Raw genomic sequence first — 12023 nt, 5'->3', positions numbered from 1 at the left:
GAACATCGGCGTGATGGCCGCCACCAAGATCTATTCGACGGCGGTGTTCGTGGTCGCGGCCCTGATCGCCTTGCTGCTGGGCTTCTCGCCCAAGTTCGGTGCCGTGATCCAGGCCATCCCGCTGCCGGTGATGGGCGGCGTCTCCATCGTGGTGTTCGGCCTGATCGCCGCGGCCGGCGCCAAGATCTGGGTCGACAACAAGGTCGACTTCTCGGACAACCGCAACCTGATCGTGGCCGCCGTCACGCTGGTGCTGGGCACCGGCGACTTCACGCTCAAGTTCGGCGGCTTCGCGCTGGGCGGCATCGGCACCGCCACCTTCGGCGCCATCCTGCTGTACGCCCTGCTCAGCCGCGGAGGCCAGCGGCCGGCGGGCGCGACCGCCGCCAGCGCCTCGCGCTGACCTTCACTACCTCGATGCCGGCGGCTCCGCCGGCGTCGGGGTCCATCCTCAATCGGCAGCGGTCGAACGGGCCAGCTTCTCGCTCTTCCAGTACACGTCGTCGCCGCCGTTCATGCGGTTGAGCACGCGGGCCAGCACGAACATCAGGTCGGACAGCCGGTTCAGGTAGCGGCGCGGGGTGTCGTGCAGCGCCTCGGCCTGCCCGAGCGCGACCACCGCCCGCTCGGCGCGCCGCGCGACGGTGCGGCACACATGGGCCTGGGCGGCGGCGCGGTTGCCGCCCGGCAGGATGAATTCCTTCAGGCGCGGCAGATGGGCGTTGTGCCTGGCCAGCGCCTCGTCCAGCACTGCCAGTGCCTCGGGCTTGAGCAGTTCGTAGCCCGGGATCGACAACTCGCCTCCGAGGTTGAACAGCTGGTGCTGCACTTCCACCAGCAACTCGCGCACCTCGTCGGGCACCGTCTCGCACAGCAGCACGCCGACGTGCGAGTTCAACTCGTCGACGTCGCCGAGCGCCTGCACGCGCGGGCTGCTCTTGGGGACGCGCGTGTTGTCGCCAAGTCCGGTGGTGCCGTCATCGCCGGTGCGCGTGGCGATCTGGCTCAGGCGGTTGCCCATGTGCGCTCCTTCGCTGATGTGGTGGATCGACGGGATTGTCCCACCCGGGCACAAGCCCTCCGGCGAATGCGGGTGCGAAGCGTCCTACGTCCACTGGCGCGCACGCACGACAGCGGCGGCCAACGGCCGCGCCACCATCGGACGGAAGGAGTGCCGCGATGACATCCCCCGTTCCATTTACGGCGCGCCGGCTGCTGCTGGCGGCCATCGTGCCGGCGCTGTGCGCGCCGATGGCGTTCGCACAGCTGCCGGCACGCAGTTCGACCTCGCCGCCGGCCGCGTTCAGTTCGCGCCCTGCCGCTGCGCCGGTGACGGTGCCGAGCCCAGGGACCGCGGCCGCAGCGGGCGCCAGCAGTGCGACGCTGCCCGCCGGCGTTGCGCCGCCCACGGGGGGCACCGCCGCCATCGCCCCGCCGACGACCGTCCCGGGTCCCGTGGTCGTGCCCGGGACGCCCAACGTCGCCGGCACCGTGCCGATGATTCCCAGCACCGTGCCCGTGGCCCCGGGCAGCACGCGCGGCGTGGTGATCATTCCCGGCGCACCGGCGCCGGCCGTGCCGGGAACCGCCGGCGTCGTGCCCGGCACCACGGCGATACCGGGGGCCGATGCGACCGGCACCGTCAATGCGGGCGCTGCGACTACCGGCGTCGGTGGCGTGGTGGTGGTCCCGGCGCAGCCGTCCGCCGGCGGCGGTTACGCGGGCGGGCTGACCGGCGGCACGCCCTCGGTCTCGCCGCAAGCCACCGTGGCGGTGCAGGGACCGCTCACCGCGCTGCAGATCGCACAGTTCTTCCTGCAGGCGGACGGCGACGCAGATGGCCTGCTCAGCCGGGCCGAGGCGCTGCGGCTGCCCGTGGTCACCATGACCTTCGAGGACATGGACCGCAACCGCGACGGGGTGGTCTCGCGCTCGGAGTACAGCGACAGCCTGCAGTGAACGGCGCCGCAGCCGCGTAAACTGGCCGCTGTCCAGGAGACCCGCCATGAACGCGCCGACCGCCGTGTCCCACCTCGTCCCCGAATTCCACCCGCGCCCGGTGCCGCAGGCGCTGCTGGATGCGCTCGCGCAGCGCTTCGGCGCCCAGTGCTCCACGGCCGCGGCCATCCGCGAGCAGCACGGCCGCGACGAGTCGTCCTTTCAGGTGCCGCCGCCGGCGGCCGTGGTGTTCGCGGAAAGCACGCAAGACGTGGCCGACGCGGTCGCGCTGGCGGCGCAGCAGGAGGTGCCGGTGATCCCCTTCGGGGTCGGCTCCTCGCTGGAGGGCCACCTGCTGGCGGTGCAGGGCGGCATCAGCATCGACGTGTCGCGCATGAACAAGGTGCTGGCGGTCAATGCCGAGGACCTGACGGTCACCGTGCAGGCCGGCGTCACGCGCAAGCAGCTGAACGAGGAAATCAAGAGCACCGGGCTGTTCTTCCCGATCGACCCCGGCGCCGACGCGACCATCGGCGGCATGAGCGCGACGCGCGCCTCGGGCACCAACGCCGTCCGCTACGGGACCATGCGCGAGAACGTGCTGGCGCTGGAAGTCGTGACCGCCAGCGGCGAGACGATCCGCACCGGCACGCGCGCCCGCAAGTCGGCCGCGGGCTACGACCTCACGCGCCTGATGGTGGGCAGCGAAGGCACGCTGGGCATCATCACCGAGGTCACGCTGCGGCTGTACCCCATCCCGGAGGCGATCTCGGCGGCGGTGTGCTCCTTCCCCAGCATCGAGGCGGCCGTGCGCACCGTCATTCAGGTGATCCAGCTCGGCGTGCCGATCGCGCGCGTGGAACTGATCGACGCCAACACGGTGCGCATGGTGAACAAGCACAGCAAGCTGTCGCTGCGCGAGGAGCCCATGCTGCTGATGGAGTTCCACGGCTCGCCGGCCAGCGTGAAGGAGCAGGCCGAGACGGTGCAGGAGATCGCCGGCGAACATGGCGGCAATGCCTTCGAGTGGGCCACCACGCCGGAGGAGCGCACCCGCCTTTGGACCGCGCGGCACAACGCCTACTTCGCCGCCATCCAGTCACGCCCGGGCTGCCGTGCCATCTCCACCGACACCTGCGTGCCGATCTCGCGGCTGGCCGACTGCCTGCTGGACTCGGTGGCCGAGGCCGACGCCGGCGGCCTGCCCTACTTCCTGGTCGGCCACGTGGGCGACGGCAACTTCCACTTCGGCTACCTGCTGGATCCGGACGACCCGCGCGAGCGCCAGGTCGCCGAGGAGCTCAATCACAAGCTGGTGGCGCGCGCCCTGGCGCTGGGCGGCACCTGCACCGGCGAACACGGCGTGGGCCTGCACAAGATGGGCTTTTTGGTCGACGAGGCCGGCGCCGGCACGGTCGACATGATGCGCACCATCAAGCGCGCGCTCGACCCGAAGAACATCCTGAACCCCGGGAAGATCTTCTCGCTTTAGCCAAGGCCCACGCTCGGGTCCTCATTCGTCCGCGCGGAATAACATGCAGCGCGGACACCCCTTGAGCGAAGATCCGGCTCCGCCGGTCTTCGCTCAACTGACCAGGCCACTTCCGAATCGCGCAGCGATTTGGAAGTGACTATTGTTTGCGGACGAAGATCGCCTTGACCCAGCCCGAGCCCTTGGGCGTGGCCATCTTCATGAAGCCGCCCTGCTCCTCGCCCTCGAAGATCATCTCGTCGGTCTTGCCCAGGGTCATGAGCTCGGCGCCCTCGTTCGCGCCGCGGTAGACCTTCACGCCAGCGATCTTGGGCACGTACACGTCACCGGCCGCGCCGGCGCCGGCCTTGACGCTGGCGGCGGCATTCGCCTGCGAGGCCGGGGCGGCCTTGGCCTGCACCAGCTGCGGGTTGTTGCGCACCTGGACCACGATCTGGTTCCAGTTGTCGAGGAAGGAGGCGGCGACGATCTTGCCTTCGGCCGTGTTGCCATAGCCGCCCAGCGCCGCACCGCCGCCACCGCCGAACAGGGCGCCGCCGAGCGCGAAATCGGTCTGCTGGGCGCTGCCCTGGGCCGCGGCCACCTGCAGGCCCGAGCGGGTGTCGGACATCATCATGGAGGTCTGGGCTTCCTTGAACTTCAGCCCGCCGGCGATCGCGCCCACCACGCCCAGCTTGCCGCCCAGGCCACCCAGCAGGCCGCCGCCGAAGCCACCCGCGTTGGGGTTGGAGAACACCACGCTGGGGGTGACCACGAAGTCGGCCGCCACCAGCTGGCCCTGCCCCATGTTCTGGCCGGCCTGCAGCTGGCCGCCGGCGGCCAGCGCGCGCTCCTGCATCACGTTCTGGAAGCCGGCCCCGCGCTCGACGATCTGGAAGCAGTTGGACTGCTGGATGATCAGCCGGATCATCCCGGTGGGCGAACCCAGCCCCATGGACTGCAGCGACTGCAGCACCGCGTCCTGCGGCTCGACCACGGCCAGCGTGCCCTTGGGCGCATCGCACTTCTCCACCTTGGTGGCGTCGCCGGCCGGGCCGCTGGCGCCGCCCAGCGTCTGGGCCAGCACGAACGGGGACAGCGCGGCCAGCAGGCCGGCGCCAAGCAGGGAACGGGTACGCATCGTCGGGACTCCTGAAGGATGAGGTGCGCGCCGACCCCCGGCGCACGTGACCAATTGTTAAAGGCCCCGATTGTGCCGGCAGCCCAGCCGTTTGCCGAGCGGGAAATGCGGCGTCAGCCCGCGCGCAGGCGTTCGATCAGGCCGTTGAGTTCGTCCAGCGAGCCGAAGCGGATCGCCAGCTCGCCGGCCTCCTCGGTGCGCCCGGCGCGCTTGACCCGCTTCTTCACCCGGATCTCGACCTCGGCCGTGAGCAGGTCCGACAGCTCCTCCTCCAGCCGGCGCAGGTCGCGCGACTTCTCCTTCTTCGGCTTGGGCGAGGTGAGCTGGAACTCGGCGCCGATCCTCTTGACCAGCGACTCGGCCTCGCGCACCGACAGCTTGCGCGCGGTGATCTGGTTGGCTGCCGTGATCTGGGCCGCCCGCTCCAGCGCCAGCAGCGCGCGCGCGTGGCCCATGTCGAGGTCGCCGGCCATCAGCATGGTCTGCACCGGGTCGGCCAGGTTCAGCAGCCGCAGCAGGTTGGACGCGGCGCTGCGCGATCGGCCCACGGCCTGCGCCGCCTGCTCGTGCGTCAGGCCGAAGTCGCGGACCAGCCGCTGCAGGCCCTGCGCCTCCTCGAGCGGATTCAGGTCCTCGCGCTGGATGTTCTCGATCAGCGCCATGGCGGCGGCCGCTTCGTCGGGCACGTCGCGCACCAGCACCGGCACGCTGTCCAGGCCGGCCAGCCGCGCCGCACGGAAGCGGCGCTCGCCGGCGATGATTTCGTACTTGCCCGCCTGCGCACCGTTGGCCAGCTTGCGCACCAGGATCGGCTGCATGATGCCCTGCGCCTTGATGCTCTCGGCCAGTTCGTACAGCGCGCCTTCGTCCATGCGGGTGCGCGGCTGGTAGGTGCCGGGCACCATGTCGGCCAGCAGCAGCGAGGCCGGCAGGCCGGGGTTGGTGGCGGGCGCGTCGGCGCCCGCCTCGCCGGTGGAGGGGCCGAGCAGGGCTTCCAGGCCGCGGCCCAGTCCCTTGGGTTTCTTGGTCGCCATGGTTGTGTGTTCCTAGAGTTGGATCAGGTCCTGCAGCAGCGCATGGCCTTGCGGCCAGCTGCCCAGTCCGGAATCGGCATTGACGTGGCCGGCGGCGCCGAGATCGACCACGCGGCTGCCCCAGGCCTGCGCCAGCTCGCCGGCGCGCTCGAAGGTGCAGAAGGGGTCGTTGCGGCTGGCCACCAGCACGCTCGGGAATGGCAGCGGCCGGCGGGCGATCGGGGCCCAGCTCGAGAGTTGCTCGCGGATCTCCAGCCGCTCGGTGTCGCCGGGCGCCACCAGCAGGGCGGCCTTCACCCGGTCCGTGTGGCGCGATACCGAGGCCCAGGCCGCCACCAGGATGCAGCCCAGGCTGTGCGCCGCCAGCACCGCCGGTTGCCCGCGCGCGAGCAGCACCTCCTCCAGCCGGGCGATCCAGTCGCCGCGCAGCGGCCGCATCCAGTCGTGCTGCTCCACGCGCAGGTAGCCGTGCTGCGCTTCCCACAGCGACTGCCAGTGCTGCGGGCCGCTGTTCTCCCAGCCGGGCAGCAGCAGGACGTCCGCGGTCTTCATCAGCTATCGAATTCGGAGCAACAGACCAAGAACGGATGCAGCTTTCCGGCCATCACATCCTCCGCACCCGTTCGACCATCTCGTTCGCGAAGTCGACGAAGGCCTGGCTGCCGCGGGCCGAGGGATCGAACACCACGCCGGGCAGTCCGTAGCTGGGCGCCTCGGCCAGCCGCACGTTGCGCGGGATCACGGTGTCGAACACCTTCTCCTTGAAGTGCGCCTTGAGCTGCTCGCTCACCTGCTGCTGCAGCGTGATGCGCGGATCGAACATCACGCGCAGCAGGCCGATGATCTGCAGGTCCTTGTTCAGGTTGGCGTGCACCTGCTTGATGGTGTTGACCAGGTCGGTCAGGCCCTCGAGCGCGAAGTACTCGCACTGCATGGGCACGATCACCCCGTGGGCGGCGCACAGGCCGTTGAGGGTGAGCATGGACAGCGAGGGCGGGCAGTCGATCAATACGAAGTCGTACTCGCCCTGCACCTGGGCCAGCGCCTCGCGCAGGCGGCGCTCGCGCCGCTCGACGTCCACCAGTTCCACCTCGGCGCCGGCCAGTTCACGGTTGGCACCCAGCACGTCGTAGCCGCACTTGTCGCTGTGCACGCGGGCCTCGGCGATGGTGGCCGACTCCAGCAGCACGTCGTAGACGCTGTGTTCGAGCTTGCGCTTGTCCACGCCCGAGCCCATGGTGGCGTTGCCCTGCGGGTCCAGGTCGACCATGAGCACGCGCTGGCCGACCTTGGCCAGGCCGGCCGCGAGGTTGACGGTGGTGGTGGTCTTGCCGACCCCACCCTTCTGGTTGGCGATGCAGAAAATCCGGGCCATCGCGCTTTACCGGGAGATGGCCAGCTTGACGCCGAAGCCGAGCAGGAACAGCCCGGCCACCTTTTCCAGGGTCCGGCCGATGACCGGGTTGGCGCGCAGGCGGGCGGCCAGGAAGTGGGTCAGCAGCACGGCGACCAGGCCATAGGCGAAGGTCAGCGCCGCGATGGTGGCGGCCATCACGGCGAAGGTCAGCAGCCCCTGGTGGCGCTGGGGGTCGACGAACAGCGGGAAGAAGGCCATGTAGAAGACGATGGCCTTGGGGTTGAGCAGGGTGATCAGCGCGGCCTGCCGGAAGTAGTGGCCGGTATGGATAGTCAGGATGGGCGCCGCCCCCGGCTTGGCCAGCAGCATCTTCAGGCCCAGCAAAGCCAGGTAGGCCGCGCCCAGCCACTGCACGGCATGGAAGGCGGCCGGATAGGCCAGCAGCAGCGCGGCGACGCCGGCCACCGCCGCCCACATCAGGACCTGGTCGCCGGCGATGATGCCCAGCGTGGCGGCCAGCCCGCCGGGGACGCCACCCTTGCCGGTGGAGGTGATCAGCGCCAGGTTGCCGGGACCGGGGATGGCCAGGAAGACGATGATGGCGACGACGAATGCGCCGTAGTCCGTGACCCCGAACATGAATCCCCCGGTTTTGCCTGTGCAGCGGCGAGTGTAAGTCAGCCGCGCGTGCCGACCGGACGCATCCAGACGATGCAGCGCTCGGCATCCAGCCCCGGGACGGCCAACTGTTCCACGTGAAACACGTCCACCCCGGCGGGCAGCGCATCGATCTCCGCCTGCGGGTGCTTGCCCTTCATCGCCATCCAGATGCCCTGCCCCGCCAGCGCCTGGCGCGAGCCGCCGACGAAATCGGCCAGCGAAGCGAAGGCGCGCGAGCTGACGACGTCGTAGCGGTCCTGCACGGCCTCGACCCGGGCATGGATGCCGCGCAGGTTGGGCAGGCCCAGCGCGCCGGCCACCTGCTGGACGAAGGCCGCCTTCTTGCCGACCGCGTCCAGGCAATCCACTTGCCAGCCGGGGCAGCAGATCGCCAGCACCGCGCCCGGAAGGCCGGCGCCCGAGCCGACGTCCAGCAGGCGGCCCGCCTCCCCCGCTTGCCGGCGAAGCGGCGCGACCACGGCCAGGCTGTCCAGCAGGTGGTGGGTGAGCATCTCCCCGGGCTCACGCACGGCGGTCAGGTTGTAGACCTTGCTCCACTTGCCCAGCAGGTCCAGGTAGCCGAGCAGCCGCTCCACCTGCTCCGGTTGCAGCTGCAGGCCCAGCGCTGCCAGCCCGGCATCCAGATCTGCGCGCAAGCTCATGCCGCCTGCTTGGACTGGTTGGCGGCGTCGGCGAATCCCGCGAAGCGGTTCTTCTTCAGGTGAATCAGCAGCAGCGAGATGGCCGCCGGCGTTACGCCCGAGATCCGCGAGGCCATGCCGAGGGTCTCGGGCCGGTGCTTGGTGAGCTTCTGGCGGACCTCGATCGACAGCGCCGTCACCTGCATGTAGTCCAGCTCGGGCGGCAAACGCAGGTTCTCGTAGTGGGCGGCGCGCTCGACCTCGTCCTTCTGGCGCTCGATGTAGCCCGCGTACTTTGCACCGATCTCCAGCTGCTCCACCACCGGCTCGTACAGCTCGCCCAGTGTTTCACGTGAAACAGCCGGGCTGGCATGACGACCACCCTCCAGCGACATCAGCGCCTCGTAGGCGACGCCGGGGCGCCGCAGCAGGTCGGCCAGGTTGTGCTCGTGCTCGATCGCCTTGCCCAGCACCCGCTCCGACTCGGCAGCCGGGAGGTTGCGGGGGCTGACCCAGGTGGCGCGCAACCGCTCTGTTTCACGTGAAACAGCGTCGCGCTTGCGGCAGAAGGCATCCCAGCGGTCATCCGGGACCAGGCCCAGCCGCCGCCCGGTCTCGGTCAGCCGCATGTCGGCGTTGTCCTCGCGCAGCTGCAGCCGGAACTCGGCCCGGCTGGTGAACATGCGGTAGGGCTCGGTTACGCCCTTGGTGATCAGGTCGTCCACCAGCACGCCCAGGTAGGCCTCGTCCCGGCGCGGCAGCCAGGCTTCGCGGCCCTGGCACTGCAGCGCCGCATTGATGCCGGCGAACAGCCCCTGGGCGGCCGCCTCCTCGTAGCCGGTGGTGCCGTTGATCTGGCCGGCAAAGAACAGGCCGGCGATCTGGCGGGTCTCGAAGCTGGCCTTGAGCGAACGCGGGTCGAAGTAGTCGTACTCGATCGCATAGCCCGGCCGCAGGATGTGGGCGTTCTCCAGCCCCGGCAGGGTACGCACCAGCGCGTACTGGATGTCGAACGGCAGGCTGGTCGAGATCCCGTTCGGGTAGAACTCGTTGGTCGTCAGTCCCTCCGGCTCCAGGAACACCTGGTGGCTGTCCTTGCCGGCGAAGCGGTTGATCTTGTCCTCCACGCTCGGGCAGTAGCGCGGCCCCACCCCTTCGATCTTCCCGGTGAACATCGGGCTGCGGTCGAAGCCGGAGCGGATGATCTCGTGGGTGCGCTCGTTGGTGTGAGTGATCCAGCACGGCACCTGGCGCGGGTGCATGGCGGCGTTGCCCATGAAGCTGAACACCGGCAGCGGGTCCAGGTCGCCGGGCTGCTCCTCGCAGCGGGAGAAGTCGATGGTGCGGCCGTCGATGCGTGGTGGCGTGCCGGTCTTCAGCCGCCCCTGCGGCAGCTTGAGCTCCTTGAGCCGGGCCGACAGCGACACCGCCGGCGGATCGCCCGCCCGGCCGGCCGCGTAGTTGTCCAGGCCGACGTGGATCTTGCCGTCCAGGAAGGTGCCGGCGGTCAGCACCACCGTGCGCGAGCGGAACCGGATGCCGACCTGGGTGACGGCGCCCACGACCCGGTCGCCCTCCACCATCAGGTCGTCCACCGCCTGCTGGAACAGCGTGAGGTTGGGCTGGTTCTCCAGCCGGCGGCGGATCGCCGCCTTGTAGAGGATGCGGTCGGCCTGGGCCCGGGTGGCGCGCACGGCCGGCCCCTTGGAGCTGTTGAGGATGCGGAACTGGATGCCGGCCTCGTCGGTGGCGATGGCCATGGCGCCGCCCAGTGCGTCCACCTCCTTGACCAGGTGGCCCTTGCCGATGCCCCCGATCGAGGGGTTGCAGCTCATCTGGCCCAGGGTCTCGATGTTGTGGGTCAGCAGCAGGGTCTTGCAGCCCATGCGGGCGGCCGCCAGCGCGGCTTCGGTACCGGCGTGGCCGCCGCCGACGACGAGGACGTCGAACTCTTCGGGATAAAGCATGGGGAGGCGCCGGTTCCGGGGCGCAGCGGTCGCAGGGGAAGGCCCTGATTTTACGGTCGGGGCGGGATTCGCGCGGCAGCAAGCGCTCACTGGCCGTGCGGCCCGCATGGATGTGGTGCAATCCCGGGATGCGCCTTCTCGTCTTCGCCGGCAGTACCCGGCAGCAGTCGTACAACCGCCGCCTCGCGGCCGTGGTCGCCCGCATGGCCCGCCAGCAGGGTGCCGAGGTCAGCCACATCGAACTGGCCGACTTCGACGTCCCCCTGTACAACGCCGACCTCGAGGCGCGCGGCACGCCGGCCGACGTGATGCGCCTGAAGCAGATCGCCTTCGAGCATCCGGCCTGGATCATCTGCGCGCCGGAATACAACGCCAGCTACCCGGCCCTGCTGAAGAACACGCTGGACTGGATCTCCAGCCCGGTGAAGGCGGACCCGGTCTGGAATGACGACTTGCGTGCCACGCGCGGCAAGGTGGTGGGCATGCTCAGCGCCTCGCCCGGCGCCCTCGGTGGCCTGCGCTCGCAGAGCCACCTGGCGCCGCTGCTGCTCACCCTGCGGTGCTGGCTGGCGCCCGAGCACTTCGCCCTCGGCCGTGCTGCCGAGGCCTTCGACGCCGATGGCGAACTGGTCGACGCGGCAGCGCGCCAACGCGTACAGGCCGTGCTCGACCAAGTGCTCTGGGCCGCGGCCCGGCTGCACGCGCCCTGACGGACATCCGGCCATGGAATGCCGACCGCACTGCGCCGCCTGCTGCATAGCGCCATCGATCAGCAGCCCGATCCCGGGCATGCCCGCCGGCAAGCCGGCGGGCATGCGCTGCGTGCAGCTGGACGGCGAGGACCGCTGCAAGCTGTTCGGCCACCCCAGCCGCCCGGCCGTGTGCAGCAGCTTGCGCCCGCAGGCCGAGATGTGCGGCGACACGCGCGAGCACGCCCTGCACTACCTGCGCCGGCTGGAAGCGCTGACCGCCTGAGCGACGCGCCCTGTCCCTTGGCCGACAGGCAGCCGGCGCCGATCGGATGAACAATCCGCTGGCCACACGCCAAGGAGCCGCCATGAACATCGCGTCCATGAAGGAAGTCGTCAGCGCCGAGGAATGGGCGCTGCGCGTGCAGCTTGCCGCCTGCTACCGCCTGGTCGCGCTGTACGGCTGGAGCGACCTCGTCTTCACCCACATCAGCGCCCGCGTGCCCGGCCCCGATCACCACTTCCTGATCAACCCCTACGGGCTGATGTTCGACGAGATCACCGCCTCCTCGCTGGTCAAGGTCGATCGGCAGTGCCGCAAGGTGATCGACTCGCCCTTCCCCGTCAACCCGGCCGGCTTCACCATCCACAGCTGCATCCACGACGCGCGCGCCGACGTCGGCTGCGTGCTGCACACGCACAGCCGCGCGGGCGTCGCGGTCAGCGCGCAGAAGTGCGGCGTGCTGCCCATCAGCCAGCAGAGCACCTTCGTGCTGGCCTCGCTCGCCTACCACGACTACGAAGGCGTGGCGCTGCGCGACGACGAGAAGCCGCGGCTGGTGGCGGACCTGGGCGAGCGCAACTTCCTGATGCTGCGCAACCACGGGCTGCTGGTCGTCGGGCCGACCGTGCCCGACGCCTTCCTCTCGATGTACATCTTCGAGAACACCTGCCGCATCCAGATCGACGCGCAGGCCGGCGGCGAGCTGGTGCAGGTGAACCCCGCCATCCTGCAGGGCATGGCGCAGGTGATGAAGACGGCGACCGCCGGCCAGGGCGCGCAGATCGCCTGGCCCGCGCTGCTGCGCAAGCTCGATCGCACCGACCCCTCGTACCGGGACTAGG

Annotated in this window: 14 protein-coding genes; 6 read left to right on the top strand and 8 right to left on the bottom strand. The window is 70.2% G+C overall.

Annotation, left to right across the window (positions count from 1 at the left end; genetic code table 11):
- A partial coding sequence (locus VEC03_RS09055; protein WP_324914512.1) for a solute carrier family 23 protein occupies positions 1 to 403 on the top strand: 403 nt, incomplete at its 5' end.
- Positions 404 to 451: 48 nt separating this feature from the next.
- Here the strand turns inward: VEC03_RS09055 and VEC03_RS09050 are convergent.
- On the bottom strand, positions 452 to 1021 hold the full coding sequence (locus VEC03_RS09050; RefSeq protein WP_324914511.1) for a cob(I)yrinic acid a,c-diamide adenosyltransferase: 570 nt from the start codon (positions 1019 to 1021) through the stop codon (positions 452 to 454).
- A gap of 158 nt (positions 1022 to 1179) precedes the next feature.
- On the opposite strand from VEC03_RS09050, the gene VEC03_RS09045 reads away from it, so the two are divergent.
- Both VEC03_RS09045 and VEC03_RS09040 read left to right on the top strand, forming a co-directional pair.
- Positions 1180 to 1959 (top strand): hypothetical protein, encoded by a 780-nt coding sequence (locus VEC03_RS09045; RefSeq protein ID WP_324914509.1) that lies wholly within the window; start codon positions 1180 to 1182, stop codon positions 1957 to 1959.
- A gap of 46 nt (positions 1960 to 2005) precedes the next feature.
- Complete coding sequence (locus tag VEC03_RS09040) at positions 2006 to 3430, top strand: FAD-binding oxidoreductase (protein ID WP_324914508.1); 1425 nt, start codon at positions 2006 to 2008, stop codon at positions 3428 to 3430.
- Between the two features lie 139 nt (positions 3431 to 3569).
- On the opposite strand, the gene VEC03_RS09035 is transcribed toward VEC03_RS09040, so the two are convergent.
- The 7 genes from VEC03_RS09035 to mnmG all read right to left on the bottom strand — a co-directional run bounded on the left by VEC03_RS09035 (position 3570) and on the right by mnmG (position 10209).
- Positions 3570 to 4550: a CsgG/HfaB family protein gene (locus VEC03_RS09035; RefSeq protein WP_324914507.1), complete on the bottom strand. Its 981-nt coding sequence runs from the start codon at positions 4548 to 4550 to the stop codon at positions 3570 to 3572.
- Between the two features lie 113 nt (positions 4551 to 4663).
- Positions 4664 to 5584 carry a ParB/RepB/Spo0J family partition protein gene (locus tag VEC03_RS09030; RefSeq protein WP_324914505.1) on the bottom strand — a complete coding sequence of 307 codons (921 nt, stop codon included), beginning with the start codon at positions 5582 to 5584 and terminating at the stop codon, positions 4664 to 4666.
- A gap of 12 nt (positions 5585 to 5596) precedes the next feature.
- Positions 5597 to 6136 carry an RBBP9/YdeN family alpha/beta hydrolase gene (locus VEC03_RS09025; RefSeq protein WP_324914504.1) on the bottom strand — a complete coding sequence of 180 codons (540 nt, stop codon included), beginning with the start codon at positions 6134 to 6136 and terminating at the stop codon, positions 5597 to 5599.
- Between the two features lie 52 nt (positions 6137 to 6188).
- Entirely contained in the window at positions 6189 to 6959 is a 771-nt protein-coding gene (locus VEC03_RS09020; protein ID WP_324914502.1) for a ParA family protein, read from the bottom strand.
- Positions 6960 to 6965: 6 nt separating this feature from the next.
- Positions 6966 to 7580: a LysE family translocator gene (locus VEC03_RS09015; RefSeq protein WP_324914501.1), complete on the bottom strand. Its 615-nt coding sequence runs from the start codon at positions 7578 to 7580 to the stop codon at positions 6966 to 6968.
- 38 nt (positions 7581 to 7618) lie between these two features.
- Entirely contained in the window at positions 7619 to 8263 is a 645-nt protein-coding gene (gene rsmG, locus VEC03_RS09010) for a 16S rRNA (guanine(527)-N(7))-methyltransferase RsmG (protein WP_324914500.1), read from the bottom strand.
- Complete coding sequence (gene mnmG / locus VEC03_RS09005) at positions 8260 to 10209, bottom strand: tRNA uridine-5-carboxymethylaminomethyl(34) synthesis enzyme MnmG (RefSeq protein ID WP_324914498.1); 1950 nt, start codon at positions 10207 to 10209, stop codon at positions 8260 to 8262. Before mnmG ends, rsmG begins: the two co-directional genes overlap by 4 nt.
- A 128-nt stretch (positions 10210 to 10337) precedes the next feature.
- Here mnmG and VEC03_RS09000 point away from each other — a divergent pair, with 128 nt between their 5' ends.
- The 3 genes from VEC03_RS09000 (at position 10338) to VEC03_RS08990 (ending at position 12022) form a co-directional block, all read left to right on the top strand.
- The gene (locus VEC03_RS09000; RefSeq protein ID WP_324914497.1) at positions 10338 to 10919 is read left to right on the top strand and encodes an NAD(P)H-dependent oxidoreductase; all 582 of its coding nucleotides are present in this window, start codon (positions 10338 to 10340) and stop codon (positions 10917 to 10919) included.
- A 13-nt stretch (positions 10920 to 10932) separates the two neighbouring features.
- Entirely contained in the window at positions 10933 to 11184 is a 252-nt protein-coding gene (locus tag VEC03_RS08995; RefSeq protein ID WP_324914496.1) for a YkgJ family cysteine cluster protein, read from the top strand.
- Between the two features lie 82 nt (positions 11185 to 11266).
- Positions 11267 to 12022: a class II aldolase/adducin family protein gene (locus VEC03_RS08990; protein WP_324914494.1), complete on the top strand. Its 756-nt coding sequence runs from the start codon at positions 11267 to 11269 to the stop codon at positions 12020 to 12022.
- Position 12023: the final 1 nt, after the last annotated feature.

Source organism: Ramlibacter sp., assembly GCF_035627355.1.
Taxonomy (GTDB): domain Bacteria; phylum Pseudomonadota; class Gammaproteobacteria; order Burkholderiales; family Burkholderiaceae_C; genus Ramlibacter.
The sequence above is the reverse complement of the archived record's forward strand: the minus strand, read 5'-3'. Positions and strand labels throughout refer to the sequence as shown.

What these genes read in the sequence shown, in the direction of transcription:
- VEC03_RS09050 (WP_324914511.1), bottom strand. Translation starts at nt 1,021, where the DNA reads ATGGGCAACCGCCTGAGCCAGATCGCCACGCGCACCGGCGATGACGGC.
- VEC03_RS09045 (WP_324914509.1), top strand. Translation starts at nt 1,180, where the DNA reads ATGACATCCCCCGTTCCATTTACGGCGCGCCGGCTGCTGCTGGCGGCC.
- VEC03_RS09040 (WP_324914508.1), top strand. Translation starts at nt 2,006, where the DNA reads ATGAACGCGCCGACCGCCGTGTCCCACCTCGTCCCCGAATTCCACCCG.
- VEC03_RS09035 (WP_324914507.1), bottom strand. Translation starts at nt 4,550, where the DNA reads ATGCGTACCCGTTCCCTGCTTGGCGCCGGCCTGCTGGCCGCGCTGTCC.
- VEC03_RS09030 (WP_324914505.1), bottom strand. Translation starts at nt 5,584, where the DNA reads ATGGCGACCAAGAAACCCAAGGGACTGGGCCGCGGCCTGGAAGCCCTG.
- VEC03_RS09025 (WP_324914504.1), bottom strand. Translation starts at nt 6,136, where the DNA reads ATGAAGACCGCGGACGTCCTGCTGCTGCCCGGCTGGGAGAACAGCGGC.
- VEC03_RS09020 (WP_324914502.1), bottom strand. Translation starts at nt 6,959, where the DNA reads ATGGCCCGGATTTTCTGCATCGCCAACCAGAAGGGTGGGGTCGGCAAG.
- VEC03_RS09015 (WP_324914501.1), bottom strand. Translation starts at nt 7,580, where the DNA reads ATGTTCGGGGTCACGGACTACGGCGCATTCGTCGTCGCCATCATCGTC.
- rsmG (WP_324914500.1), bottom strand. Translation starts at nt 8,263, where the DNA reads ATGAGCTTGCGCGCAGATCTGGATGCCGGGCTGGCAGCGCTGGGCCTG.
- mnmG (WP_324914498.1), bottom strand. Translation starts at nt 10,209, where the DNA reads ATGCTTTATCCCGAAGAGTTCGACGTCCTCGTCGTCGGCGGCGGCCAC.
- VEC03_RS09000 (WP_324914497.1), top strand. Translation starts at nt 10,338, where the DNA reads ATGCGCCTTCTCGTCTTCGCCGGCAGTACCCGGCAGCAGTCGTACAAC.
- VEC03_RS08995 (WP_324914496.1), top strand. Translation starts at nt 10,933, where the DNA reads ATGGAATGCCGACCGCACTGCGCCGCCTGCTGCATAGCGCCATCGATC.
- VEC03_RS08990 (WP_324914494.1), top strand. Translation starts at nt 11,267, where the DNA reads ATGAACATCGCGTCCATGAAGGAAGTCGTCAGCGCCGAGGAATGGGCG.